Below are 22,843 nucleotides of genomic sequence, written 5' to 3' on the forward strand. Positions count from 1 at the left end.
CCCCACCCCGCCCCTCCCCGAAACGGGGGACACCCCCGGCCCCGGCGGCGCGGCGGCGCGGGGCGGCGGGTCGGGGCGGCGCGGGTCGGCGGCGGGTCGGGGCGGCGCGGGTCGGAGCGAGGCGAATCGGCGGCGCGGGGCGGCGGGGGCGCGTGTCCGCCGGGGGCGCGAGCCGCTGGCTCACCGCTCCTCGCACACGCCGGAGCCCACCACGCCTCGGCACCGGCAGCGGCAGGGGCAGCGGCACCGGCACCGGCAGGAGAGACGTCGAGCGCCCCCGGCCGCTCCGACCCCGGCGGCGCGGGTGGCGCGGCGGGGCGCGGGCTCGCCGGAGGGGCGCGCCGCTGCCTCCCCGCCCCTCGCGCACGCCGGAGCCCACCATCGGCGGCGGGCTGGGGGTCAGCCGTAGGCGGCGCGGTAGTAGGCGGCCGCGCCTGGGTGGAGGGGGACCGTGCCGGTGGCTATGGCGTAGCGCTCGTCCAGGCGGCTGCCCGGCGCGTCCGGCACCGCCAGCCGGTCGCGGCGTTCGAACAGCACGGCGGTGAGCGCGCGGGCCGTGCCGTCCGCGAGCCCGGAGCGGCAGACCAGATAGCTGGGCGTGCCCACGGTGGGGGTCGGCCCGCGCAGCCCGTACACCCCGGCCGGGATGGAGGCCTCCTCGTAGACCGGGCCGTGCTCCCGGCGCAGCGCGCGGGCGAGCCCGCCGAGGGGGATCAGGCGCAGCGGGCGGCGGTGGGCGAGTTGGGTGATGGCCCAGGTGGGGGCGCCGCCGGACCAGAAGAAGGCGTCCACGTCGCCCCGGGTGAGTGCGTCGGCGGAGGCGCCGAGCCCGAGGCGTACGGCACGGACGTCGCGCACTCCGGCGGCGTCGAGCACTCGTCCGGCGGTCGTGGAGGTACCGGACGCGGCGGCGCCGAGGGAGACCGTGCGCCCGGCCAGCTGGGCGGGGTGCTCGAGCGGGGAGTCGGCGGGGACGACCAGGTGGAGGTAGTTGAGGTACAGCCGGGCCAGGGCGGTGACCGGTATGCGGCGGGGGAAGGTGCCGCGCCCCGCTGCGGCGTCCGCGGCGCTGTCGGCGAGGGTGAGGGCGGTGTCGGCCCGGCCGTCGCCGAGCATGCGCAGGTTCTCCACGCTCGCCGCCGTGGTGAGCACCCGCACGGTGAGCCCGTGGTGTGCCCGGTGCGCCTCGGTGGCCAGCCTGCTGCCGAAGGTGGCGTAGGGCCCGCCCCGGGGGCCGGTGGCCAGCCGCACCCGGGCGGAGGGCCCGGGGTCCGAACACCCGGCGAGCCCGCCCGCGGCGAACGCCAGCAGCAGGCGGCGTGGGACGGTGTGCACCCGGCGATGCTAACCGCCTCGATGCGAGACGGGGACGTAGTGGTCAGCGGGCCGTCGCGCTGAGCTGGGCCCAGACCACGCGGCCGCCCGCCGCACCCGGGCGGTCGCCCCAGGCCTCGGTCAGGGCGCGGACGAGGGCCAGGCCCCGGCCGCTCTCGTCCTCCACGCCCGCCTCCCGGGGCATGGGCCCGAGCGGGCCACCGCCCTGGTCGGCGACCTCGACGTAGAGCGAGCGACGCTCCTGGGCGCGCAGCACACAGAGGATCTGCTCGCTCCCGGTGTGCACGAGGGCGTTGGTGAACAGCTCGGACATCACCAGCTCCGCCGCGCCGCACACGTCCTCGTCGAAGCCCCAGCAGGGCACCAGGCTCCGGACGAGCCGTCGCGCGGCGGCGACCGAGGCGCCCCGGGCGGGCAGCTGCAAACTCTCCTGGCGGAGGGCCGTGTCAACGCCAGCGGAGGTCATGTGAGGAACCATCGTCGAGCGCTGACGCAATGCCACGGCCATGTGCCTTCCGTCCGTCTACCTGTGGGGGCGTGAATGCCGTACGTGAATGCCGCAAGTGCGCGACAGGGCAGCCACGTTGGGACCGGTCACGAGGCCACTATCGTTCCTGCGAGCATCAGTTGGCAAGACGCGTTCTGCAAAATGCAGAATGGCCAACGCACTCTGTCTCCCCCATATCGAGCATGGCACACTGAGACGCACAACACCGTCGGAGGAGGTGACGACGTGGGTGAAGCGCGGTCTGCCCCGACCGTCGGGCAGATGGTCCTCGGCATGCGGCTGCGGCACCTCCGTGAGCAGGCCGGGGTCAGCTATGACGCGGCCGCCAAGGCGCTGCACGTCAACCAGACCACGGTGCGCCGGATGGAGAAGGCCGAGGTCGGCCTGAAGCTCCCGTATGTGGAGAAGCTCCTGCGGACCTACGGCGTCGGCCAGGACGAGGTGGAGTCCTTCCTCGGACTCGTCGAGGAGGCCAACCGGCCCGGCTGGTGGCACCGGTTCCGCGATGTGCTGCCGGACTGGTTCAGCCTGTACGTGAGCCTGGAGGGCGCCGCCAGCCGGATCCGCGCGTACGAACCGCACTTCATCCCCGGCCTGCTGCAGACGGAGGACTACGCCCGCGCGCTGCTGCGCATCGGCTTCCCCCAGGGCACCGAGCAGGAGATCGACCGCCGGGTCGCCCTGCGGATGGAGCGTCAGGACCTGCTCTCCAGACCCGGCGGGCCGCATCTGTGGGCCGTCATGGACGAGACGGTGCTCCGTCTGCACATCGGCGGACCGCAGATCATGCGCGCCCAGATCGACCACCTCATCGAGGCCACCCACATGCCCAACGTGACCCTGCAGGTCGTGCCGTTCGCCTCCGGGCCGCATCCGGGCATGGGCGGTCCCTTCCAGCTGTTCCGGTTCCAGATCCCGGAACTGCCGGACATCGTCTACGCCGAGGGCCTGACCGGCGCCGGCTATCTCGACCAGCGCACCGACGTGGCCGCCTATCTGGAGGCACTGGACCGGATGGGCACCCAGGCCACACCGGCGCGGCGCACGGAGAACTTTCTCCGTGAGATTCGCAAGGAGCTGTGACTGTGGATCAGGAACACGTTTACAACGGCATACCCGCCACCCGTCTGGCGACGGAAGGCTGGCGCAAGCCCTGGAGCGGACCCAACGGCGGTGCGTGCGTGGAGGCCCTGCGGCTGCACGACGGGCGGATCGCCCTGCGTCAGTCGACGGACCCCGACGGCCCCGCCCTGATCTACACGCACCACGAAATGGAGAAGTTCATCCAGGGCGCCAAGGCCGGTGCCGCGGACTTCCTTCTCACCCGACCCGACCCCAACCTGACCACCTCGGCGGGTACCGCACCGGAACGGAGGGCGGCGTGACCGACTACGGACTCGCCCCGGACCAGCAGATCGACACCACCAAGCCGCACCCGGCTCGGATGTACGACTTCTATCTCAACGGCAAGGACCACTACGAGGTCGACGCGGAAGCCGCCGGAAAGGTCCTGTCGGTCTACCCGACCGTCCGGCTCAACGCCACCGTCAACCGCGGCTTCATCCACCGGGCGACGCGCTGGCTGGCCGCCGAGGCGGGCATCCGGCAGTTCCTGGACATCGGGACCGGCATCCCCACCGAACCGAACCTGCACCAGGTCGCCCAGAGCGTGGCCCCGGAGGCCCGGGTCGTCTACACCGACTACGACCCCATCGTGCTCGCCTACGCCCAGGCCCTGCTGCGCGGCACCCCCGAGGGGCGCACCGCGTACGTCCAGGCCGATGTGCGCGAACCGCGGCGGATCATGACGGCGACCGAGCTGCACGAGACGCTCGACCTGAGCAAGCCGGTCGCGCTGTCGGTGAACGCGCTCTTCCACTTCATTCCGGAGGAGGAGAAGCCGTACGAGATCGTCGGTGAGCTGATGAGCGCCCTCGCCCCGGGCAGCTATCTGATGCTGACGCACTCCACGGCCGACTTCCACGCGGAGACGTGGCAGAAGGTGATCGCCGTGTACAAGGAGAGCGGCATATCCTTCACCACCCGCGGCCAGAGCGAGGTGGCGGCGTTCTTCGACGGACTGGAGCTGGTCGAGCCGGGCGTCTCGGAGCCGCACGCCTGGAAGCCGGACCCCGGCGACCGGCCGGACGAGATCCGCAGCGCGGACATCAACATGTGGGCCGGGGTGGCCCGCAAGCCGTAGCGCCTCCGAGCCTCAGCGCCTTCGATCCCCAGATAATTACGGCTCCTCGGGGCCGTCCACCGTGAAGCCCAGCACCGCGCCGCCGCCGGGGCGCGGGCGGGCGAAGACCGTGCCGCCGTGCGCGAGGGCGACCTCGTGCACGATGGCCAGCCCCAGTCCGGAGCCGGGCAGGCTGCGCGCGCCGGGGGCGCGGTAGAAGCGGTCGAAGAGCCGCATCCGGTCCTCCTCCGCGATGCCGGGCCCCCGGTCGCGTACTTCGACGCGGTGCCCGCTCACCACGACCTCGACGGGCCCGGTGCCGTCCTGGTCGAACTTGGCGGCGTTCTCCACCAGGTTGGAGACCGCGCGCAGCAGGGCGGCCGGGTGCCCCTCGACGAGGGTGTCGCCCTTGACCCGTACGGTGATCTCCCGGCCGGTGCGGCGGCGGGCGAGGGAGGCGGCCTTGGCGGCGACCTCGTCCAGGGACACCTCCGTGCGCGGTTCGTCGTCCCGCTGACCGGCCGCCAGGTCCACCAGTTCGTTGACGAGGTCGGTCAGCTCCCGGGTCTCCCCCGCCAGATCGGCGAGCAGTTCGTCGCGCGCGGCGGGCGGCAGCTTCTCGAAGTGGCTCAGCAGCGAGATGTTGGTGCGCAACGAGGTGAGCGGGGTGCGCAGTTCGTGTCCGGCGTCCTGGACGAGTCGCCGCTGGTCGTCCTTGGAGCGGGCGAGCCGCCCGAGCATGCCGTCGAACGCCCGGCCCAGCCGCCCCACCTCGTCGTCTCCGGTGACCGGGACCGCCACCTCCATCCGGCCGGTGGCCGCCACGCTTTCGGCGACCCGGGTGAGCCGTACCAGCCGCCGGGTGATGCGTCCGGCGAGCCACCACCCCGCCACCCCGGCGGCCCCGATGATCGCGACGACGAACAGCGCGGTGCGCTTCTGGAGTTCGCGCAGCAGATCCTCGGTGTCGCTGATCTGCTGGGCCACCTGCACGGCGCCCCGGTGGTCGCCGAGCGCGACGGTGGCCATCCGGTACTCGTCCTCGCCGATGGCGATGTTGCGCTGCCGCAGGATGCCCGCGGTGGTGGCCGCGGCCATCTCCTTGTCCTCCTCGCCGACCGGCAGCGCGGGCTTGCCCTCGTCGTAGACGGCGCCCCGGCCGCCCAGCACCTGGACGTCCATGCGGCTGATCCGGCGCAGGTCGTCGCGCAGCCCGTAGGGCACCGGGACCTCGGAGGGGTACTGCCGCAGGATCACCTTCTGGCCCTGGACCTGGGTGCGCAGATCGCGGATGACGTCGGTGAACGCGGACTTCTGGTCGACCCGCACCAGCCCGGCCGCGGCGTCGTAGCTGAGGAAGCCCACCAGGAGCGTCACCACGGACGCCAGCGCCGCGAAGGAGAGCGCGAAGGTGGTGTGGAGGCTGGGCCGTGGGTTACGGCGGAGGCCGAGGCGCACCGTTCACTCCTCCCGCAGGGTGTAGCCGACGCCGCGCACCGTGTGGATGAGCGGGGTGCGCCCCTCCTGGTCGACCTTGCGGCGCAGGTAGCCGATGTAGACGGCCAGGTTCTTCGATCCGGGGCCGAAGTCGTAGCCCCAGATGCGAGAGTAGATCGTGGCATGGTCGAGGACGATGCCCGCGTTGCGGGCCAGCAGCTCCAGCAGGTCGAATTCGGTGCGGGTCAGCTCCAGCTCCGCCGTACCCCGCCACACCCGGCGCGCCGAGGGGTCGAGCCGCAGGTCGGCGACCGCCAGGGCGGCGTCGAAGGCGGCGCCCTCCGCCGCGGGCTCCGGTATGGGCGCGGCGCGGCGCAGCAGGGCGCGCAGCCGGGCGAAGACCTCCTCGACCTCGAACGGCTTGGCCACGTAGTCGTCGGCGCCCGCGTCCAGTCCCTCGATCCGGTCGGCGGTCTCCACTCGCGCGGTGAGCATGAGGATCGGGGTGCGGTCGCCCTCGGCGCGCAGCACCCGGCACACCTGGATGCCGTCCACGCCCGGCATCATCACATCGAGCACGATCACCTCCGGATGCTCACGGTGGATGGCCGCCAAGGCCTCGACGCCGTCGGACACCGCGGTCACCCGGTAGCCCTCCAGCGTCAGGGCACGCTCCAGCGCGTGGCGGATGGCACGGTCGTCCTCGGCGAGCAGCACGGTGTTGGTCACACGACGAGTCTGCCAAGGCCCCGGGAGCGATCACCTGCGTCCCCCCGGAGCTGCGGTTCTTACCCGGTTCTCACCTTATCCACGCGACGGGCTTACCGAGCCGGGACAGGGTACCCAGTACGTTCCGGGGGGATCGCGCCCCGGTGTTGCCACCGGCCGGAGAGACACCGCATGAAGATCGTATTCCTGCTGCACAACGCCTATGGGATCGGCGGAACGATACGCACCACGCTGAACCTCGCCGCGGCGCTCGCGGAGCGCCACGAGGTGGAGATCGTGTCGATGATGCGCCACCGCGGGAAGGCGCGCTTCGCCCTCGACCCGCGGGTGAAGCTGGTGCCGCTGGTCGACACCCGCCCGGGCGGCCTCGACGCGCGGGATCCGCTGTTCGCCGAGCCGACCCGGGACTTTCCCGTCCACGAGAAGCGGAACCACCAGTACAACCGGCTGATGGATGTGCGGATCGCCCGGTATCTGGAGGGCTGCGACGCCGATGTGATCGTCGGCACCCGGCCGGGCATCAATGTCTACCTCGCCCGCTTCGGCCCGCGAAAGGCGCTGCGCATCGCGCAGGAGCATCTGCGGTACGAGGCGCACAGCAAGCAGCTGCGGACCGAGCTGACGCCGTACTACCGCACGCTGGACGCCGTCGTCACCACGACGGAGGCGGACGCGGCGGTGTACCGGAAGAAGATGCCGCTGCCGGGGGCGCGGACGCTCGCGATACCCAACAGCGTCCCCGAACCGGCGGCCGAGCCTTCCCAGGGCACCGCGCCGGTGATCGCGGCGGCCGGGCGGCTGGTCCGCGGCAAGCGCTTCGACCTGCTGATCGACGCCTTCGCGGAGGTCGCGCCGAAGCATCCGGACTGGCGGCTGCGGATCTACGGCGGCGGCGCCCGGAAGGACGGGCTGCAGCAGCGCATCGAGGAGCTGGGGCTGACCGGGAGCGCCGAGCTGATGGGGCCGTACTCGCCGATCGAGGAGGAGTTCGCGAAGGCGTCGATCGTCGCGGTCGCCTCGGACGCCGAGTCGTTCGGGATGACGATCGTGGAGGCGATGCGCTGCGGGGTGCCGGTGGTGAGCACGGACTGCCCGCTCGGCCCCGCCGAGATCATCGAGGACGGGGTCACCGGCCGGCTCGTGCCCGTGGGCGACAAGCAGGCGATGGCGCAGGCGCTGCTGGATCTGATCGACGACGCGCCGGGCCGCCGCGCGATGGCGGCGGCGGCGCTGGAGAGCGCGCGGATGTACGACCCGGAGCCGATCGCCGAGCGCTACGAGCGGCTCTTCGAGGAGCTGGCGTCGAGCCGGTTCGCGCGCTCCTGGGAGCGCACCCGGGTCCGGCTGCGGGCCCGCTACCGCCGTACGGTCCGCCGCTGGAAGCGCGCCGTCCGCCGCCGCCTCCCGGCGGCGGGCGGGACGAGCGCGAACGCCTGAGGACCGCCGCGCCTACCAGGTGGTCGGCGCGTAGTCCTTGAGGAAGCAGCCGAACAGGTCCTCGCCCTGCTCACCGCGGACGATCGGGTCGTAGACCCGGGCCGCGCCGTCGACCAGGTCGAGCGGGGCGTGGAAACCGTCGGCCGCGAGCCGCATCTTGTCCGGGTGCGGGCGCTCGTCGGTGATCCAGCCGGTGTCGACGCTGGTCATGAGGATGGCGTCGGACTCGAACATCTCACGGGCGCTGGTGCGGGTGAGCATGTTGAGCGAGGCCTTGGCCATGTTGGTGTGCGGATGGCCCGCGCCCTTGTAGCCGCGGCCGAACTTGCCCTCCATCGCGGACACGTTGACCACGTACTTCCGCCGGGCGGGCGCGGCGGCCATCGCCGGGCGCAGCCTGCTGACCAGGATGAAGGGCGCCGTCTCGTTGCACAGCTGCACCTCCAGCATCTCGACCGGGTCCACCTCGTGGACCCGCTGGATCCAGGTGTTGGTGGGGTCCAGGTCCGGGACGAGCCCGCCCGCGTCGATCGCGGTGCCCGCCTCGATCCGGGCGGGCGAGGCGGAGCCGCTGGTGAGGGCGAGGGCGGTGAGGTCCTGGGCGGTCAGCGCGCCGTCCCGCTCCGCGCGCGGTCCGGGCAGGGCGGTCTGGGAGCCGCTGCCGAAGGCGCCGAGGACGACGGCCTCGGGCAGCTCCCCGGCGGGCAGCGGCGCCGACTCGCCCGCTATCAGCTCCGCGTAGGCCTGCGGGGTGCGGCGCACGGTCTGCGCGGCGTTGTTGATCAGGATGTCCAGCGGCCCCGCGGCGCTCACCTCGTCGGTCAGCGCGATGACCTGGGCGGGGTCGCGCAGATCAATGCCGACGATCTTCAGCCGGTGCAGCCACTCGGCGCTGTCCGGCATGGCCGTGAAGCGGCGGATGGCGTCGTTCGGGAAGCGGGTGGTGACGGTGGTGTGGGCGCCGTCGCGCAGCAGCCGCAGCGCGATGTACATGCCGATCTTGGCGCGGCCGCCGGTGAGCAGCGCCCGGCGTCCGGTGAGGTCGGCGCGGGCGTCGCGGCGGGCCCGGTTCTCGGCGGCGCAGCCGCGGCAGAGCTGGTGGTAGAACGCGTCGACCTCGACGTACCGGGTCTTGCAGACGTAGCAGGAGCGGGGGCGGTCCAGGATGCCCGCGATCTCGGTGGTGACCGAGCTGGAGAGGGCACGGCCCAGCGTCTCGTCGTCGATGCGGTCGGCGGCGCCGGTGGCGGTGGCCTCGGTCACCGCCTTGTCGTTGGCGGTCTTGGCGGCCCGCCGCTCCGAGCGCCTGCGCTGCTTCACGGTGCGGTAGATACCGGCGGTGGCCCGGCGCACCGTGATGGCGTCGGGGTGGTCGACCGGCAGCCGGTCCAGCTCCTCCAGGACGCTCAGGCAGGTCGCCAGGCGCTCGGGGTCGATACCGGGCTCGTCGGTGCCGGGCTCATCCATACCGGGCTCGTCGGCCCCCGGCTGCCCGGCCTCCGTCTGCTGGACCCGGCCGTCGTCAGTCACCGTCATTCGCCGCTGCCGCTTTCTGGTTCTGTTTTCCCTGGTTAACGGCCGAACTGTACGGAAGCGGGGACGGTTGCGCCAAACCCGGGCGGTCTCACCCCCTCCCGTACCCGCGGTACGTATAGCCCGCGGGCGGGGGTTCCGCGGCCGCGGCGGGGCCGGTGAGCGTACGGATCAGGCCATGATCGGGTGAGAGGGCGCAGGCCGGGTCGGTGCGGGCGGCGTCCCCGGTGAGCGCGTACGCCTGGCAGCGGCAGCCACCGAAGTCCTCGGCGCGGTGGGAGCAGCTACGACAGGGTTCGGCCATCCACTCCTCGCCGCGGTAGCGGTTGAAGGCGGCGGAGTGGTCCCAGATCCACTCCAGCGCGTGGTCGCGGACGTTCGGCGGGTCGAGACCGGGGAGGGCGGCCGCGGCGGGACAGGGCAGGACGGTGCCGTCGGGCGCGACGGTGAGCGAGACCGCGCCCCAGCCGCCCATGCAGGGCTTGGCGACGCCCTCGAAGTAGTCCGGGAGGACCCACACCAGCTCGGTGCGGCGTCCGAGCCTCTCGCGCCAGCGCGCGACGCTCTCCCGGGCCCGGGCGAGCTGGTCGCGGGTGGGTAGCAGGGCGGCGCGGTTGAGCAGGGCCCAGCCGTAGAACTGGGTGTTGGCGAGTTCGACACGGTCGGCGCCCCAGGACACCGCCAGTTCGATGAGGGCGTCGAGCGCGTCGAGGTTGTCGCGGTGCAGGACGACGTTGACGCCCAGCGGCAGCCCCGCCTCCCGTACCAGGGCGGCGGCCCGCTCCTTGGCGGCGAACGAGCGGTATCCGGCGATCCGGTCCGACGCCTCGGGGTCGGCGTGCTGGACCGAGAGCTGGACGCTGTGCAGCCCGGCCCCGGTCAGCGTCGTCAGCCGGGCCTCGTCCAGCCCGACGCCGCTGGTGACGACCTGGGTGTAGAGCCCGGCGGACACGGCGGCGGCGACGATCACCTCCAGGTCCCGGCGCAGCAGCGGTTCGCCGCCGGACAGATGGGTGTGAACGACGCCGAGATCCGCCGCTTGGCGCAGCACCCGGCCCCACTCCTCGCAGCTCAGTTCGCGGGAGCGGCGCACCAGTTGGAGCGGGTTGGAGCAGTAGGGGCAGTGCAGCGGGCAGCCGTGGGTCAGCTCGGCGAGCAGCGCCCAGGGGCGGGGGCGGGCGGTCGCCGTGTCCGGCGGCGGGGTGGTCACCGTAGCCAGCCCTCCTCGTGCATCCGGTCCAGGAACGCGGGGACTTCGGTGTCCACGGGGGCGCCGGGGAAGCGCTCGGCGAGTTCGGCCACGATGGCGTCGAGGTCGCGGGCGCCGTCGCACAGCCGCAGTACGGTTCCGGCGGTGCCGCGCAGGACGACGACGCGCTCGGGCAGCACCAGCAGGTCCACGTCCCGCACCCGGTCGTGGCGCAGCCGCACCGCGCGGGCCAGGGCGGGCCGCCAGACGGCCGGGGCGCTCATGTCCGCTCCCCCGGGCCCCCGGTGTCTCCCGTGGTGTCCTTGGTGTCTTTGGTGTCTTTGGTGTCGGCGTGATCCACCGCGTCCAGCAGGGACCACAGCACATCGCATTTGAAGGTCAGCGCCGCGACCGCCCGTTCCTCGTCCTCGGGGGTGTGGGCCCAGGTCAGTACGAGATCGAGGGCTTCGGCGCTGTCCCGGCTGCCCTGGCTCACCCGGTCCCGGAAGTAGCGGAGGCCGTCGCGCTCGATCCACGGGTAGTGGCGTTCGAACGCCTCGATGCGGGTGCGCATGATGCCGGGCGCGGACAGTTCGGTCAGCGAGGCGGCGACGGCCTCCAGCGGGCTGCCCAGGCGGCAGAAGTTGACGTAGCCGTCGACCGCGAGCCGTACGCCGGGCAGCACGTCGGCGCCGGTCAGCAGCCGTTCCCGGCCGATGCCCGCGGCCTCGCCGAGCCGTAGCCACCGCTCGATGCCGCCCTCGCCGTCGGCCGCGCCGTCGTGGTCCTGGATGCGGCGCAGCCACATCCGGCGCAGCCGCGGGGTGTCCAGCTTGGCGGTGATGAGCGCGTCCTTGACGGGGATGTGGCGCTGGTAGTGGAAACGGTTGAGGATCCAGCGGCGCAGTTCGGCGGGGGTGAGGTCGCCCGCGTGCATACGGAGGTTGAAGGGGTGCCGGTCGTGGTAGCGCTCCTGGGCGACGGCGCGCAGCCGCTCTTCGAGGCTTGGGGTCATCACTCGATCACCATCCCGTCGGCTCCGGGTGGGCGCGTGCCCCGGAGCGTCCGGGGCACGCGGTTCCACTGGGGTACGCCGTCGCGCTTCGCGTCAGCGGGCGTTCAGTGAGTAGGCGGTGACCTCCAGCGCGGTCTCGACGACCACGTAGTCGGGGGTCTGCCAGGCGGTCGCTTCCGGTGCGGGCGGGGTCCGGTCCGCCGTGGTGGGGGTCTGCCGCACGGTCTCGTTCATGGTGGTGACCTGCCTTCCGGTTTCCGATGGGTGGGTCGGTCGGTCGCGAGGAGGCGCCGTAAAGGGACGGGCGCGGTCAGGGGGTGGTTCTGATCCGCAGCGCCTCGCCGTCGGTGGTGGCGCTGTTCCGGACCACGGGGCCGGTGACCGCGCTGAAGCCCACGTCGTACGGGCTGGCGGTGCCGCGCTGGGCGGTGACCCGGTCCAGGGTGACCCTCGCCCCGTCGTCCGCGATGAACGCGGGCCGGTCGTCGCCCGTGTCGGTCCGGACGGCGCTGTCGGTGAAGGTGATGTCCTTGGCGTGCCGGATCCACCAGCCGTAGGAGGGGCGCACTCCATAGGTCTTGGGGACGTAGTCGGTGAGGTATTCGCCGGGGACCAGCTCCGCGTCGGAGGCGGGGTGGCCGCCGGGCACGGTCAGCCGCACCCGGTTGAAGGTGATGTCCTCGACGTCCGCGCCGGGCGCTCCGGTGATGGTGCTGGTGTAGTCGACGCCGGTCACCGGGTGGGTCAGTGCGGTGCCGGTGACGTTGGTGAAGGCGATGTCGCGGATGCGCCCGGCGGGCGGGGCGCCGGGGCAGCGCTTACGATCGCCGATCTTGATGAAGACGGGGGTGGCGCCCTTGGTCATGGTGATGTCCGCGTAGCGGACGTCGCTGATGTCGGCGCCGTCCATGGAGACGATGCCGATGGCGGCCTTGCCCCCGCCACCGATCCGGAGCCGGTCGAAGCGGATGTCGCGGAAGTCGCCGCAGGTCTCCGAGCCGAACTGGAGGGCGTTGTTCTCGGTGGAGAGCACATCGGAGTCATGGACCCGGATGTCATGGCTGGTGTACGTCCGGCCCAGCGCGTAGTCGCTCTTGAGGACGACACCGTCGTCCCGGCCCTCGATGCGGGAGTGGCCGATGTCGACATGGCGGCTGTTGATGAGGTTGACGGCGTCCCGGTCGGTGCTGGTGAGCACCTTGGTACGGGTCATCCGTACCCCGTCGCAGCCGTTGAGCAGCAGCGCGAAGTGGCCGCCCCGGGTGAAGGTGACGTCCTTGATGTCCAGGTCGGAGCAGCGCTTGAGGGAGAGGATCTTGTCGCCGACGCCGGGCTCCAGGGTGTTGCTGGTGCCCAGTCCCTCCCCGTCGAGGGTGCCGGTTCCGGTGATGGCGAGGTGGTGGATGTTCTCGCCCGTCAGCAGCGCGTTGCGGAAGTGGCTGTGGCCGAAGTCCTGGTACGCGTCCCAGGGGTTGGGCTCGGCCTCGTCCATGCCGCCGGGGGCGGCGAGCAGCGTCGCGCCCTTGGCCAGGTGCAGGGTGATGTCGCTCTTGAGGTGGAGGGTGCGGGACTTGTAGGTGCCCGCCGGGAACAGCACGGTGCCACGGCCGGGCCCGGCGGCGGCCGCGTCGATGGCCCGGTCGATGGCGTCGTCGTCCAGGGTCGTGCCGTCGCCGGTGGCCCCGTAGTCGCGCACGTCGTACGTCCGGGGGGCCGCGGTGGCCACGGAGGGAAGCGTGGCGAGCGCACACGCCCCGGCCGCGGTGGTGGCGGCGAGGCGCAGGCGCGTCCATCGCCGACGCGGTCGGCGGGTCATGGGCGTCTCCTTCTCGGGTGCGGCGGGGTACGGCGGGGTACGGCGCGGGGTGGTGTTCCTGATGCAGCGTCACGGTCTGTCGGTGTCCGGTCAATAAGCGTGCAGTCAAAATCCTCCGATCTCTTGGGAGGTACATGCGGTGCACGAATCAGCTAAACAAGCGGAATGTGCAGGTAGTTGCGGGGTTCAGGCAGCGGGAACCCGAGGTGACCACCTTCTTGGTCCACACCATTCCTTGACTCATGAGGGCACACCTCCTACCTTCACAGTCCCCCGATGTGAACAAGGATCAGACAGGAGAATCCTTGATGGAGCGCCCACCGCTCTTACCGCGCACCGCCCTCACCCTCGCGGCCACCGCCGCGCTCATCGCTCCGGCCGCGGTCGCCTACGGCACCGAGCGCTCCCCGCAGGCACCGGCCGCGTCCTGGAGCCTGAAGTGGAACCCGGCGGCCGGAGCCAGCGTCGCGAGCGCCTTCGAAGGCGCCGAGGACGACCGCGCCGACTCCCACCCCGGGACCACCCATATCTACCCCTCCCAGGGCGGTTTCCGGACGGACATGCACTACCCCAAGGACGTCGACACCAGCACCGACCGCCAGCGCAACGAGGTCCGGGGCATGAAGCAGGACGGCTCCGCCGTCAAGATCCTCAAGAACGAGACCTGGCGCATCCAGTACCAGATGTACGTACCGGACACGCTGGACGCGACGACAAGCTTCACCCACATCATGCAGATCAAGGTCGGGGACGTGGCCGCCCCGCTGTTCACCATGTCGCTGCACCAGCACGGCGACGGCCCGAAGGTCGAGATCCGGACCTCGGACGACGAGGAGAACCTGACCGAGGCCGGGGCCGCGAACATGTCGCCGCTCCAGGGCGCCTGGAGCGATGTGTCGGTCGAGGTCAAGGCGGCCGACTCGGGCGCGTACGCCGACTGGTCGGTGACCACCACCGACGGCAAGAAGGTCGCCGCACACAAGCGCACCGGCCTGGACCTGTGGCGTGGCAAGAACTATCTGCGGCCCAAGTGGGGCATCTACCGGAGCCTGAACAGCGGCGGCCTGCAGACCACATACCTGCTCACCCGCAACTTCAAGGCGTACAAGCTCCAGTAGGAGGAGACGCGATGAAGAGCCCTCGGAACACCCTGGCGGCCGCGGCCGCCACCACCGCGCTCACCGCCGGGCTGCTGCTCGCCCAGGCGGGTGCGGGCAACGCCGCACCGGCCGGGGCCGATTCCGCTCCCTCGGCCATCAAGACCGTCTCGTCCGGCTGGTCGATCCCCTGGGGGCTGAGCTGGCTGCCGGACGGCTCGGCGCTGATCAGCGAGCGGGACTCGTTCAAACTCTTCAAGCTCACCCAGTCGGGCACCAAAACGTCGGTGGGCACGGTGCCCAACGTGGTGAGCACCAGTGGCGAGGGCGGGCTGATGGGCCTCGCGGTCTCGCCGAACTGGAACACCGATCACTACGTCTACATCATGCACACGGCGTCGGACGGCAACCGGATCGCCCGCATGACCTACGACGGTTCCGGATTGAGCGGCTACAAGGCGATCGTCACCGGCATCCAGAAGAACAAGTACCACAACGGCGGGCGCCTCAAGTTCGGCCCGGACGGCTATCTGTACGCCACCACCGGGGACGCGCAGACCTCCGGCAACGCGCAGGACAAGAACTCGCTCAACGGCAAGATCCTGCGGATGACCACCGACGGCAAGGCCGCCCCCGGCAACCCGTTCGGCACCCTCGTCTACTCCCTCGGCCACCGCAACCCGCAGGGCCTTACCTGGGACGCGCAGGGCCGGTTGTGGGAAGCGGAGCTGGGCAACAGCACGTACGACGAACTCAACCTCATCGAAGCGGGCAAGAACTACGGCTGGCCCACCTGTGAGGGCAGTTGCTCCACCTCCGGGATGACCAGTCCCAAGCGCCAGTGGTCGGTCGGCGAGGCCTCGCCCAGCGGGGTCACCTACGCCGACGGCGCGCTCTACATGGCGGCGCTCCGGGGCGAGCGGCTGTGGCGAATCCCGGTCGACGGGACGAGCGCGGGCACCCCGAAGGCGTACTACACCAGCTCGTACGGGCGGCTGCGCACCGTTGAGACGGTGCCCGGCAAGAACACGCTGTGGCTGTCCACGACGAACGCCGACAACAACGGCGGCGAGGCGGCCGGTGCGGACAAGGTGTTCCAGGTCGAGCTGAAGTAGCCCGCTCCGAGCCAGGTGTGGGTGCGGCCGCGCTCCGCCGAGCGCGGCCGCATGCGCGCGTCAGCGCGCGAGCCGCTCGTTCATCAGCAGGAAGGCGCCCAGCCCGTGCAGGTCGTTCGTGTTGCGCTTGCGCCCGAAGTAGTACGCCAGGTCACCGACGTTGGTGCCCTCGCTGATGTCGGCGATGCTGGTCAGCCCGTCCGGGTCGACCGTCACCTTGTCCAGGACGCCCCGGTAGCCCCGGCGCGCCGCCGCCGCGTAGCCGCCCCCGTGTATCCAGCCGTGGTCCAGGGCGGCGTGCAGCATCAGGGTGTACATGCTGGAGGCCGAGGTCTCCAGCCAGTTGCCCGGCTCGTCCGCCCGGTCGACGACCTGGAACCAGCGGCCGGTCGCCCGGTCCTGGTAGCGCAGGAACCCCTTGGCCAAGTGCCGTACGTTGCCGATGAGTTCGGCGCGGCGCGGATGGCGGGCGGGCAGCATCTCCAGCACCTCGATGTGCGTCATCGCGGTCCAGCCGATGGCGCGGGCCCAGAAGTGGGCGGAGGTGCCGGTGGTGTCGTCCGGGTTCCAGGGGGCGTCGCCGTCCGCGTCATAGGCGTGGTAGAGCAGCCCGTTCGACGCCTTGAGGTGGCGGAAGTACACCGAGAGGTTCCGGGTGACCTCGTCGTACGCGAACGCCTTGTCCCCGTACGCGATGCCGTACCGCAGCAGGAACGGCTGGGCCATGAAGACACCGTCGGCCCACAGTTCGTTGGTCTTGCCGGTGGCGTGCCACATGCCGCCGTCCGCGGTGCGCGGATAGCTGGCGAAGCGGTCGCGGATCTGGTCGGCGGCGGTCCGGTAGCGCGCGTCGCCGGTCTCCTTGTGGAGGACCAGCAGCAGGTTCCCGGACTGCATGGCGTCGAGGTTGTCGAAGGTGCGGCTCATATGGCCGTCGGCGCCCACGTGGTTGTCCACCCAGCGCTTGATGTACGCCAGGTACGAGGGCTCGCCCACCCGCTGGTAGACGCGGTACGCGCCCAGCAGGAACAGCCCCCGGGTGTAGCCCCAGCCGCCGAGCGAGGCCGGGTCGGGGTAGCGGGCGATGGTGGACTCCACCACCGCCCGCGACCAGTCCGCCCGGGCCGCGTGGGCCATCCCGGTTCCCGGCAGCAGAAGGCCGCCGCCGATGCCTAACGCGCTCGCGAGTACGGTCCTGCGTCTCATCACTGGACTCTCCTCTTGACAGGCAAATTGCCATGCACACGCCAAGGTTACCGCCGAGCGCACCGTACCGGGGCAAACGCGGAGGAAAGGGCCGGATCCGCATCCCCCGTCAGCAGTCCGGCCACCAGCCGTCCGGTGGCGGGGGCGAGCATGTTGTGGCCGGTCGCCAGAAGCACCCGGGAGTGGCCGGGCACCCGGCCGATCAGCGGCAGCCCGTCGGGGGCCATCGGGCGCGGGCCCACCCACTCCTCCTGGAGGTCGTCCCAGTCGGCGTGGCGCGGATACGGGCGCGCGACCGCCACGATGGCCTCGATACGCCGCCGCCGGAACCGGTCGGGGGCGCGCTCGAACTCCCTCGTCCCGGCGACCCGGACCCGCTTGCCCAGAGGCGTGAGCACCACCTTGGCCACGCCGAGGTGGACCAGCCGGGAGGGAGGTGGCTCGGCCGCCACCGAGAAGCGGTAGCCCTCGCCCGCCACCAGGTCGACATCCACGCCGAGCCCCCGGACCAGTTCGCGGGACCAGATGCCCGCGGCGACGACCACCGCGTCGCTCCGGTACGTCCCCGCCGAGGTCCGCACCTCGGCGCGCCCGGCCCGGTCCGTCACGGGCCGACACCCGGGCGCCCTCGACCAGTTCGACGCCCTGGCGGCGCAGCCGCTCGGCGAGCCGGTCCACGAAGAGCCCGGGGTCCAGCGACCACTGGTCGTCCACCACGAACCCCGCCCGGGCCCCCTCGGTGAGCGCGGGCTCGGTGTCCGCGAGGGCGGTCCCCGTGAGCAGCCCGCCGGTGGCGATCCTCGAAGAGCCCGAAGGTGCCCTCGGCGAGGGCGCCGAGCGCGCTCGCCCCGCGGCCGTAGTGGCGTGCGGTGGCCCGCAGCCCGAACCGGACCAGGAAGCGCAGCAGCGCGGCGCTGGTCGACGAATGGACCGCCAGGGCGCTGTCCGGGCGGTGCAGTCCGCGCAGCGCGGCGCCGATGACCCCGGGGGCGGCGAGCGGTTCCACCAGGTCGGGGCAGACCTCACCGGCGTTGCCGCGGGAGGCACCGCTGCCCAGCCGGTCGCGTTCCAGGACGGTGACCCGCAGCCCGGCGGCGCTCATCGAGATGCATCTCGCCTCCCTGACCGACGTCCTCCAGGAGAACACTCGACCCGCGAGGGAACCTGACCGCACGACCAAGATAAGGTAAGGCATACCTAAGTCTTTGGAGTCGTTCGTGCGCACCCACCGCCTGTTTCCCCTGCTCGCCGCCGCCCTGGCCGCGACCGTCCTCACCGGCTGCGGCCCCGCGGAGTCCGCGGACTCGTCGTCGGCGTCCACGCGGCAGCCGGGCGCCCGGCAGGCGGACGGCGCCTTCCCCCGTACCGTCGTCCATGAACGCGGCAGCACACCGGTCAAGGCGAAGCCGCGGCGCGTCGCGGTCATCAGCACCGGACAGCTCGACGATCTGCTCACCCTCGGCCTCGTGCCCGCCGCCACCACCCGCGCAGACAACGCCGGTCTGGTCCCGGACTATCTGCGCGACGCCTTCCCCGGCAAGGCGAAGGCGCTCGCGGCGATGACGGACATCGGCACCCGCTCCTCCCCCGCCATAGAGAAGCTCGCTGCGGCCAAGCCCGATCTGATCCTGGTCAACAGCACCCAGGGCGACCTCTACCCGACCCTGTCGGCCATCGCCCCGACCGTCGTCACCAAGGGCCGCGGGGTCAACTGGAAGAAGGACCTGCTGACCGTCGCGGACGCGGTCGGCCGGCGCGACCGGGCGCGTACGATCGTCAGCCGCTTCGAGAAGGACGCCGCGCGGCAGGGCGGGAAACTGGGGGGTGAGGACACGGAGCTGTCCATGGTGCGGTTCAACCCGGACCGGGTCCGGATGTTCGGCGCGAAGTCCTTCACCGGCACCATCGCCGGCGACATGGGGCTCGGCCGCCCCGCGTCGCAGCGCTTCGACGACATCTCCCAGGATCTGAGCGGTGAGCGGATCCCCGAGATGGACGGCGACTGGATCTTCTACTCCGTCCAGGGCCGTCCCGGAAGGACGGACGCGGGCGCCTATCTCTCCAATCCGCTGTGGAAGAAGCTCGGCGCCGTGCGCGCCGGACACACCGTCACCGTGGACGACGACCCTTGGTACCTCAACGCCGGGCCGACCGCCGCGCGTGTCGTCCTGCGCGACATCACCGGGCACCTGGGGCGCTGAGACGGCCATGGGACATTCGCGACGGTTATGGGGAAGGCATATCCCACCGTCACGCCCCGTATGCGTTCGGGACAATCCGTCACCATAATGCCCTCCGCAGGCAATAGTCTCGGCGTACAGGCCGCGGCGGAGGAGGTAGCCCATGGGGACGGGCGATCGCGAACAGGCACAGGCACAGGCGCGGCAGGAAGCCGACCGGCTCACCGCGCAGGGCATCCATGGCATCGCGCTGACCTGGGTGGACAACGCGGGAATCACCCGGGTCAAGTCCGTGCCCACCGGGCGGCTCGCCCAGAGCGCCCGGCGTGGCGTCGGCATGTCCCCGGTCTTCGACGTGTACCTCGTGGACGACTCCATGACGACGAGCCCTCATATCGGCGGGCCCGACGGCGATCTGCGGCTCTTCCCCGATCTGGGGCGGCTCACCCCGCTGGCCGCCCAGCCCGGCTGGGCGTGGGCCCCGGCCGACCGTTACGCCCAGTCCGGCCTGGAACACCCCGCCTGCCAGCGGCTGTTCGCCCGCCGGATGACCGAGCGGGCGCACGGGCGCGGGATCGCGGTGCGCATGGGGTTCGAGACGGAGTGGGTCGTCACCACGGGCGACACGCCCGGACCGGACGGCGCGGCGGCCTACGCCGGAGCGGGCCCGGCCTACGGCATGGCGCGTCTGGTCGATCTCTCCGGCTACCTCGCCGACCTGCTCGACACGCTGCACGCCCAGGGCGTGGAGGTGCTGCAGCTGCACCCGGAGTACGCGGCCGGGCAGTTCGAGGTGTCCGTGGCGCCCGCGGACCCGGTGGGCGCCGCCGATCTCGCCGTCCTCGTCCGCGAGACGGTCCGCGGTGTGTCGGCGCGGCACGGGCTGACCCCGCTGTTCGGGCCGGTGGCCGAGGCGGGAACGGTCGGCAACGGCGGCCATCTGCACCTGAGTCTGTGGCAGGGCCACCGCAATCTGTGCCGGGACGGGGACGGACCGCACGGCATGACCGCGACGAGTGAGGCGTTCCTCGCCGGAGTGCTGCGCGCCCTGCCCGCCCTGCTCGCCATCGGCGCCCCCTCCCCCGCGAGCTACCTGCGGCTCGAACCCTCCCGCTGGGCCGGGGCGTACCAGTGCTGGGGGCTGGAGAACCGCGAGGCCGCGCTGCGCTTCATCACCGGTGCCCCGGACGACCCGGGCGCGGCCAACGCCGAGGTCAAGTGCTTCGATTCGGCCGCCAACCCCTATCTGGCGACGGGCGCGGTCATCGCCGCCGGACTCGCCGGGCTCGACGCCGGGCTCACCCTGCCGCCGCCGGTCTCCGGCGACCCGGCGCACACGGGCCGGGAGCGGCGGCTGCCCACCTCGCTGCTCGGCTCGCTGGAACACTTCGAGGCATCAGGCGTACTGCGCGAGGCGCTGGGCGATCCGCTCTTCGAGTCCATCGCCGCCGTACGCCGCGCCGAGGCGGCGCTGTTCGAGAAGGCCACTCCGCAGGACATCGCGGCCGCGACCCGGGGACGGTACTGAACGATGCGCTCCGCCGAGGGGACGGCACCGACCGGACCGTCTCTGCCGCCGCTGGTGGACCACCACTGTCATGGGGTGGCCCGCCGCGAACTGGACCCCGCCGCGTTCGAGGCGTTCCTGACCGAGTCCGACGCGCCCGCCGCGCTCGGCACCACCTTCTTCGACAGCCAGCTGGGTTTCGCGCTGCGCCGCTGGTGCCCGCCGCTGCTCGGTCTGGAACCGCACTGCCCGCCCGCCCGCTATCTCGCCCGGCGGCGGGAGCTGGGGGCCCGCGAGGTCAACCGGCGGCTGCTGACCGCCGCCGGGATCACCGAATTCCTCGTCGACACCGGCCTCCCCGGCGACCTCACCACCCCGGACGAGCTGGCCGCGGCGGCCGGGGGCACCGCGCACGAGATCGTCCGGCTGGAACACCTCGCGGAGCGCACCGCCGACACCTCGCGCAGCGCCGACGACTTCCTGGCCGGGCTGGCCGACGGGATCCGGGAGGCCGCCCGTACCGCCGCGGGCTTCAAGTCGGTGGCCGCCTACCGCTACGGCCTCCACTTCGATCCCGACCCCCCGGCCCCCGCCGCCGTGCACACCGCGACCGAGCGCTGGCTCGCCCACCGCGCCGAGGGCGGCGCGCCCGCCGCCCGGGTGACCGACCCGGTGCTGCTGCGCCATCTGCTGTGGTCCGCGGCCCGCACCGGGCTGCCGCTCCAGTTGCACACCGGCTTCGGCGATCCGGACCTGCGGCTGGACCGCTGCGATCCGCTCGCGCTCACCGACTTCATCCGCGCGGTACGCCCCACCGGCTGCTCGCTGATCCTGCTGCACGGCTATCCGTACCACCGCGGCGCGGCCTATCTCGCCGCCGTCTTCCCGCATGTCTACGCCGACGTCGGCCTGTCCCTGACCCACACCGGGGCGCGGGCCGGGGCGGTGCTCGCCGAGATGCTGGAGCTGGCCCCGTTCGGCAAGGTGCTCTTCTCCACCGACGCCTACGGGCTGCCCGAGCTGTACGTGGTGGGCGCGCGGCTGTTCCGGGAGGCGCTGGCCGGGCTGCTGGACCAGTGGGTGCGCGAGGGCGCGTGGTCGGGCGGCGACGCGGGGCGCGTGGCGGCGCTCCTCGGCGCGGACAACGCGCGCCGAGTGTACGGGCTCGGCAGTACGATCACCCGTGATCATTAGCCTTGGCCGCAGAATCCACGGTTCCCGGGGCGCCGGGCCACGGTTTTCGCCACGATGGTGGGATGGACGAAGAGCACTTCCTGGAGCGCGCGAAGGACTTCGCGCTCCACCTGGCCGAGCTTCAGTCGCGCCTCGACCCCGCCTCGTACGATCTGTTGCTGCGCATCCTGCACGGCATCAACGACGCCATCGTGGGGCGGTCCTCGGGCGCCACCGGTATCGACGTACCGTTCACCGCGCTCGACCGGGACCTGTTCACTCCCGCGCTCGGGCGGGAGCTGGCGAAGCTGACCAGTCTGCTGGGGCCGCACGGGCTGCAGTTGGTCGTCGAGCTGGGCAACCAGCAGGAGCGCGACCGGCGCGAGGTCGAGGCGATAGCCCGAGCCAGCGGCATGGATCCCGGGGGCGCGTGATGGTGTACCGGCGGGTACGGTTCGGGCTGGGGCGACGGGGCGTGCCGAGGATCGCGCGTATCACCGTCCGCCCCTCACACCACCGTCCCCGGAGGAGAACGCATGCGGATCAGCGGCACCACCGTCCTGCTCACCGGAGCGACCGGGGGCATCGGGCAGACCCTCGCCCGGGCCCTCGCCGCCAAGGGCGCCAAGCTGCTGCTCACCGGACGCCGCGAGGAGGTGCTGCGGCCGCTGGCCGAGCGGCTCGGCGCCCGTCCGCTCGTGGCCGACCTGGCCGACCGGTCCGATCTGGAGCGGCTCGTCGAGGAAGCGGAGGCGGCGGACGCCCGCATCCTCATAGCCAACGCCGCGCTGCCCTCCAGCGGTGAGGTCCTCGGCTACGACACCGAGCACCTCGACCGAGCCCTCGACGTCAACCTCCGCGCCCCGCTGCTGCTGTCCCGGCTGATGGCACCGCGGATGGTGGCCGCCGGGTCCGGGCAGCTGGTGATGATCGGCTCGCTGTCGGGCCGTACCGCCTCCCCCGGCGCCGCGCTCTACAACGCGGCCAAGTTCGGGCTGCGCGGGTTCGCGCTCGGGCTGCGGCAGGACCTGCACGGCACGGGCGTCGGGGTCACGCTGGTGCAGCCGGGGTTCGTCGGCGACGCCGGGATGTTCGCCGACTCCGGCGCCAGCACCCCGCCCGGAGTACGGACGATCACCACCCGCCGGGTCGCGGCCGCCACCGTCCGCGCGATCGAACGGAACCGGGGCGAGGTGAACGTGGCCCCGCTGGAGCTGCGCTTCGGAAGCGCGCTCGGCGGTCTCTTCCCCACCCTCGCCGAGCGCGCCCAGCGCCAGGCCGGTGCCGGGACCACCTCCCGGCAACTCGCCGACGGACAGCGCGACAAGCGCTGAGCACACCGTGGTGTAGGTTCGGTCGACCCGACCGGTGGGCGAGCGAGGGA

Annotated in this window: 24 protein-coding genes; 11 read left to right on the forward strand and 13 right to left on the reverse strand. The window is 72.2% G+C overall.

The genetic code is table 11. The annotated features are described in order from the left end of the window. Positions 1 to 399: 399 nt before the first annotated feature. Together ACZ6CL_RS38345 and ACZ6CL_RS38350 are read right to left on the reverse strand one after the other, a co-directional pair. Positions 400 to 1,335, reverse strand: coding sequence for a TAXI family TRAP transporter solute-binding subunit (locus tag ACZ6CL_RS38345; RefSeq protein WP_468945036.1), 936 nt, complete (start codon positions 1,333 to 1,335; stop codon positions 400 to 402). 43 nt (positions 1,336 to 1,378) lie between these two features. Next, positions 1,379 to 1,801 (reverse strand): ATP-binding protein, encoded by a 423-nt coding sequence (locus tag ACZ6CL_RS38350; protein WP_468945039.1) that lies wholly within the window; start codon positions 1,799 to 1,801, stop codon positions 1,379 to 1,381. 267 nt (positions 1,802 to 2,068) lie between these two features. On the opposite strand from ACZ6CL_RS38350, the gene ACZ6CL_RS38355 reads away from it, so the two are divergent. Genes ACZ6CL_RS38355 through ACZ6CL_RS38365 form a run of 3 tightly spaced genes read left to right on the forward strand, consistent with a single transcriptional unit; the run spans position 2,069 to position 4,046 of the window. Continuing rightward, positions 2,069 to 2,926: a helix-turn-helix domain-containing protein gene (locus ACZ6CL_RS38355; RefSeq protein ID WP_468945041.1), complete on the forward strand. Its 858-nt coding sequence runs from the start codon at positions 2,069 to 2,071 to the stop codon at positions 2,924 to 2,926. A gap of 2 nt (positions 2,927 to 2,928) precedes the next feature. After that, positions 2,929 to 3,228, forward strand: coding sequence for a DUF397 domain-containing protein (locus ACZ6CL_RS38360; protein ID WP_468945044.1), 300 nt, complete (start codon positions 2,929 to 2,931; stop codon positions 3,226 to 3,228). Continuing rightward, a complete protein-coding gene (locus ACZ6CL_RS38365) occupies positions 3,225 to 4,046 on the forward strand; it encodes an SAM-dependent methyltransferase (protein WP_468945046.1) in 822 nt (273 codons plus the stop codon). The genes ACZ6CL_RS38360 and ACZ6CL_RS38365 overlap by 4 nt, the downstream gene beginning before the upstream one ends. Positions 4,047 to 4,082: 36 nt before the next feature. Here ACZ6CL_RS38365 and ACZ6CL_RS38370 read toward each other — a convergent pair whose 3' ends face one another. After that, positions 4,083 to 5,483, reverse strand: coding sequence for a sensor histidine kinase (locus tag ACZ6CL_RS38370; protein ID WP_468945049.1), 1,401 nt, complete (start codon positions 5,481 to 5,483; stop codon positions 4,083 to 4,085). 3 nt (positions 5,484 to 5,486) lie between these two features. Next, positions 5,487 to 6,191 (reverse strand): response regulator transcription factor, encoded by a 705-nt coding sequence (locus ACZ6CL_RS38375; protein WP_468945052.1) that lies wholly within the window; start codon positions 6,189 to 6,191, stop codon positions 5,487 to 5,489. Between the two features lie 171 nt (positions 6,192 to 6,362). Here ACZ6CL_RS38375 and ACZ6CL_RS38380 point away from each other — a divergent pair, with 171 nt between their 5' ends. After that, complete coding sequence (locus ACZ6CL_RS38380) at positions 6,363 to 7,628, forward strand: glycosyltransferase family 4 protein (RefSeq protein ID WP_468945054.1); 1,266 nt, start codon at positions 6,363 to 6,365, stop codon at positions 7,626 to 7,628. A 12-nt stretch (positions 7,629 to 7,640) separates the two neighbouring features. Here ACZ6CL_RS38380 and ACZ6CL_RS38385 read toward each other — a convergent pair whose 3' ends face one another. The 6 genes from ACZ6CL_RS38385 to ACZ6CL_RS38410 form a co-directional block, all read right to left on the reverse strand. Next, positions 7,641 to 9,164 (reverse strand): SDR family NAD(P)-dependent oxidoreductase, encoded by a 1,524-nt coding sequence (locus tag ACZ6CL_RS38385; protein ID WP_468945057.1) that lies wholly within the window; start codon positions 9,162 to 9,164, stop codon positions 7,641 to 7,643. Positions 9,165 to 9,252: 88 nt separating this feature from the next. Continuing rightward, positions 9,253 to 10,371 carry a pyrroloquinoline quinone biosynthesis protein PqqE gene (pqqE, locus tag ACZ6CL_RS38390; protein ID WP_468945060.1) on the reverse strand — a complete coding sequence of 373 codons (1,119 nt, stop codon included), beginning with the start codon at positions 10,369 to 10,371 and terminating at the stop codon, positions 9,253 to 9,255. Continuing rightward, a complete protein-coding gene (pqqD, locus tag ACZ6CL_RS38395) occupies positions 10,368 to 10,634 on the reverse strand; it encodes a pyrroloquinoline quinone biosynthesis peptide chaperone PqqD (RefSeq protein ID WP_468945062.1) in 267 nt (88 codons plus the stop codon). Before pqqD ends, pqqE begins: the two co-directional genes overlap by 4 nt. Further along, on the reverse strand, positions 10,631 to 11,365 hold the full coding sequence (pqqC, locus tag ACZ6CL_RS38400; RefSeq protein ID WP_468945065.1) for a pyrroloquinoline-quinone synthase PqqC: 735 nt from the start codon (positions 11,363 to 11,365) through the stop codon (positions 10,631 to 10,633). Before pqqC ends, pqqD begins: the two co-directional genes overlap by 4 nt. Before the next feature lie 93 nt (positions 11,366 to 11,458). Then, entirely contained in the window at positions 11,459 to 11,599 is a 141-nt protein-coding gene (gene pqqA / locus ACZ6CL_RS38405) for a pyrroloquinoline quinone precursor peptide PqqA (RefSeq protein WP_450874836.1), read from the reverse strand. A gap of 76 nt (positions 11,600 to 11,675) precedes the next feature. After that, positions 11,676 to 13,181: a glycoside hydrolase family 28 protein gene (locus ACZ6CL_RS38410; protein WP_468945068.1), complete on the reverse strand. Its 1,506-nt coding sequence runs from the start codon at positions 13,179 to 13,181 to the stop codon at positions 11,676 to 11,678. 308 nt (positions 13,182 to 13,489) lie between these two features. Here ACZ6CL_RS38410 and ACZ6CL_RS38415 point away from each other — a divergent pair, with 308 nt between their 5' ends. Both ACZ6CL_RS38415 and ACZ6CL_RS38420 read left to right on the forward strand, forming a co-directional pair. After that, complete coding sequence (locus ACZ6CL_RS38415; RefSeq protein ID WP_468945071.1) at positions 13,490 to 14,299, forward strand: hypothetical protein; 810 nt, start codon at positions 13,490 to 13,492, stop codon at positions 14,297 to 14,299. Between the two features lie 11 nt (positions 14,300 to 14,310). Continuing rightward, positions 14,311 to 15,393 carry a PQQ-dependent sugar dehydrogenase gene (locus tag ACZ6CL_RS38420; RefSeq protein WP_468945072.1) on the forward strand — a complete coding sequence of 361 codons (1,083 nt, stop codon included), beginning with the start codon at positions 14,311 to 14,313 and terminating at the stop codon, positions 15,391 to 15,393. 60 nt (positions 15,394 to 15,453) lie between these two features. On the opposite strand, the gene ACZ6CL_RS38425 is transcribed toward ACZ6CL_RS38420, so the two are convergent. From ACZ6CL_RS38425 to ACZ6CL_RS38435, 3 genes are read right to left on the reverse strand one after another with little or no spacing between them, the layout of a single operon-like run. After that, a complete protein-coding gene (locus tag ACZ6CL_RS38425; protein ID WP_468945074.1) occupies positions 15,454 to 16,599 on the reverse strand; it encodes a glycoside hydrolase family 88/105 protein in 1,146 nt (381 codons plus the stop codon). Between the two features lie 47 nt (positions 16,600 to 16,646). Beyond that, on the reverse strand, positions 16,647 to 17,207 hold the full coding sequence (locus tag ACZ6CL_RS38430) for an NAD(P)/FAD-dependent oxidoreductase (protein ID WP_468945077.1): 561 nt from the start codon (positions 17,205 to 17,207) through the stop codon (positions 16,647 to 16,649). Beyond that, on the reverse strand, positions 17,204 to 17,701 hold the full coding sequence (locus ACZ6CL_RS38435) for a hypothetical protein (RefSeq protein WP_468945080.1): 498 nt from the start codon (positions 17,699 to 17,701) through the stop codon (positions 17,204 to 17,206). The genes ACZ6CL_RS38430 and ACZ6CL_RS38435 overlap by 4 nt, the downstream gene beginning before the upstream one ends. Before the next feature lie 115 nt (positions 17,702 to 17,816). Here ACZ6CL_RS38435 and ACZ6CL_RS38440 point away from each other — a divergent pair, with 115 nt between their 5' ends. The 5 genes from ACZ6CL_RS38440 to ACZ6CL_RS38460 all read left to right on the forward strand — a co-directional run bounded on the left by ACZ6CL_RS38440 (position 17,817) and on the right by ACZ6CL_RS38460 (position 22,793). Further along, positions 17,817 to 18,800, forward strand: a complete 984-nt coding sequence (locus ACZ6CL_RS38440; protein WP_468945083.1) for an ABC transporter substrate-binding protein — start codon at positions 17,817 to 17,819, stop codon at positions 18,798 to 18,800. Positions 18,801 to 18,942: 142 nt separating this feature from the next. Then, a complete protein-coding gene (locus tag ACZ6CL_RS38445; protein WP_468945086.1) occupies positions 18,943 to 20,307 on the forward strand; it encodes a type I glutamate--ammonia ligase in 1,365 nt (454 codons plus the stop codon). A 3-nt stretch (positions 20,308 to 20,310) separates the two neighbouring features. After that, positions 20,311 to 21,480 (forward strand): amidohydrolase family protein, encoded by a 1,170-nt coding sequence (locus ACZ6CL_RS38450; protein ID WP_468945089.1) that lies wholly within the window; start codon positions 20,311 to 20,313, stop codon positions 21,478 to 21,480. Between the two features lie 62 nt (positions 21,481 to 21,542). After that, positions 21,543 to 21,893, forward strand: coding sequence for a hypothetical protein (locus tag ACZ6CL_RS38455; protein ID WP_468945091.1), 351 nt, complete (start codon positions 21,543 to 21,545; stop codon positions 21,891 to 21,893). A 102-nt stretch (positions 21,894 to 21,995) separates the two neighbouring features. Next, entirely contained in the window at positions 21,996 to 22,793 is a 798-nt protein-coding gene (locus ACZ6CL_RS38460) for an SDR family NAD(P)-dependent oxidoreductase (RefSeq protein ID WP_468945093.1), read from the forward strand. Positions 22,794 to 22,843 lie beyond the last annotated feature (50 nt).

It is taken from the genome of Streptomyces sp. NPDC041200, from assembly GCF_055591805.1.

Excerpts from the sequence above, each read along its gene's own strand:
- ACZ6CL_RS38350 (WP_468945039.1), bottom strand. The coding sequence starts at position 1,801 with ATGACCTCCGCTGGCGTTGACACGGCCCTCCGCCAGGAGAGTTTGCAG.
- pqqD (WP_468945062.1), bottom strand. The coding sequence starts at position 10,634 with ATGAGCGCCCCGGCCGTCTGGCGGCCCGCCCTGGCCCGCGCGGTGCGG.
- pqqA (WP_450874836.1), bottom strand. The coding sequence starts at position 11,599 with ATGAACGAGACCGTGCGGCAGACCCCCACCACGGCGGACCGGACCCCG.
- ACZ6CL_RS38460 (WP_468945093.1), top strand. The coding sequence starts at position 21,996 with ATGCGGATCAGCGGCACCACCGTCCTGCTCACCGGAGCGACCGGGGGC.
- ACZ6CL_RS38450 (WP_468945089.1), top strand. The coding sequence starts at position 20,311 with ATGCGCTCCGCCGAGGGGACGGCACCGACCGGACCGTCTCTGCCGCCG.
- ACZ6CL_RS38420 (WP_468945072.1), top strand. The coding sequence starts at position 14,311 with ATGAAGAGCCCTCGGAACACCCTGGCGGCCGCGGCCGCCACCACCGCG.
- pqqC (WP_468945065.1), bottom strand. The coding sequence starts at position 11,365 with ATGACCCCAAGCCTCGAAGAGCGGCTGCGCGCCGTCGCCCAGGAGCGC.
- ACZ6CL_RS38415 (WP_468945071.1), top strand. The coding sequence starts at position 13,490 with ATGGAGCGCCCACCGCTCTTACCGCGCACCGCCCTCACCCTCGCGGCC.
- ACZ6CL_RS38425 (WP_468945074.1), bottom strand. The coding sequence starts at position 16,599 with ATGAGACGCAGGACCGTACTCGCGAGCGCGTTAGGCATCGGCGGCGGC.
- ACZ6CL_RS38435 (WP_468945080.1), bottom strand. The coding sequence starts at position 17,701 with ATGAGCGCCGCCGGGCTGCGGGTCACCGTCCTGGAACGCGACCGGCTG.
- ACZ6CL_RS38455 (WP_468945091.1), top strand. The coding sequence starts at position 21,543 with ATGGACGAAGAGCACTTCCTGGAGCGCGCGAAGGACTTCGCGCTCCAC.
- ACZ6CL_RS38380 (WP_468945054.1), top strand. The coding sequence starts at position 6,363 with ATGAAGATCGTATTCCTGCTGCACAACGCCTATGGGATCGGCGGAACG.
- ACZ6CL_RS38445 (WP_468945086.1), top strand. The coding sequence starts at position 18,943 with ATGGGGACGGGCGATCGCGAACAGGCACAGGCACAGGCGCGGCAGGAA.
- ACZ6CL_RS38385 (WP_468945057.1), bottom strand. The coding sequence starts at position 9,164 with ATGACGGTGACTGACGACGGCCGGGTCCAGCAGACGGAGGCCGGGCAG.
- ACZ6CL_RS38410 (WP_468945068.1), bottom strand. The coding sequence starts at position 13,181 with ATGACCCGCCGACCGCGTCGGCGATGGACGCGCCTGCGCCTCGCCGCC.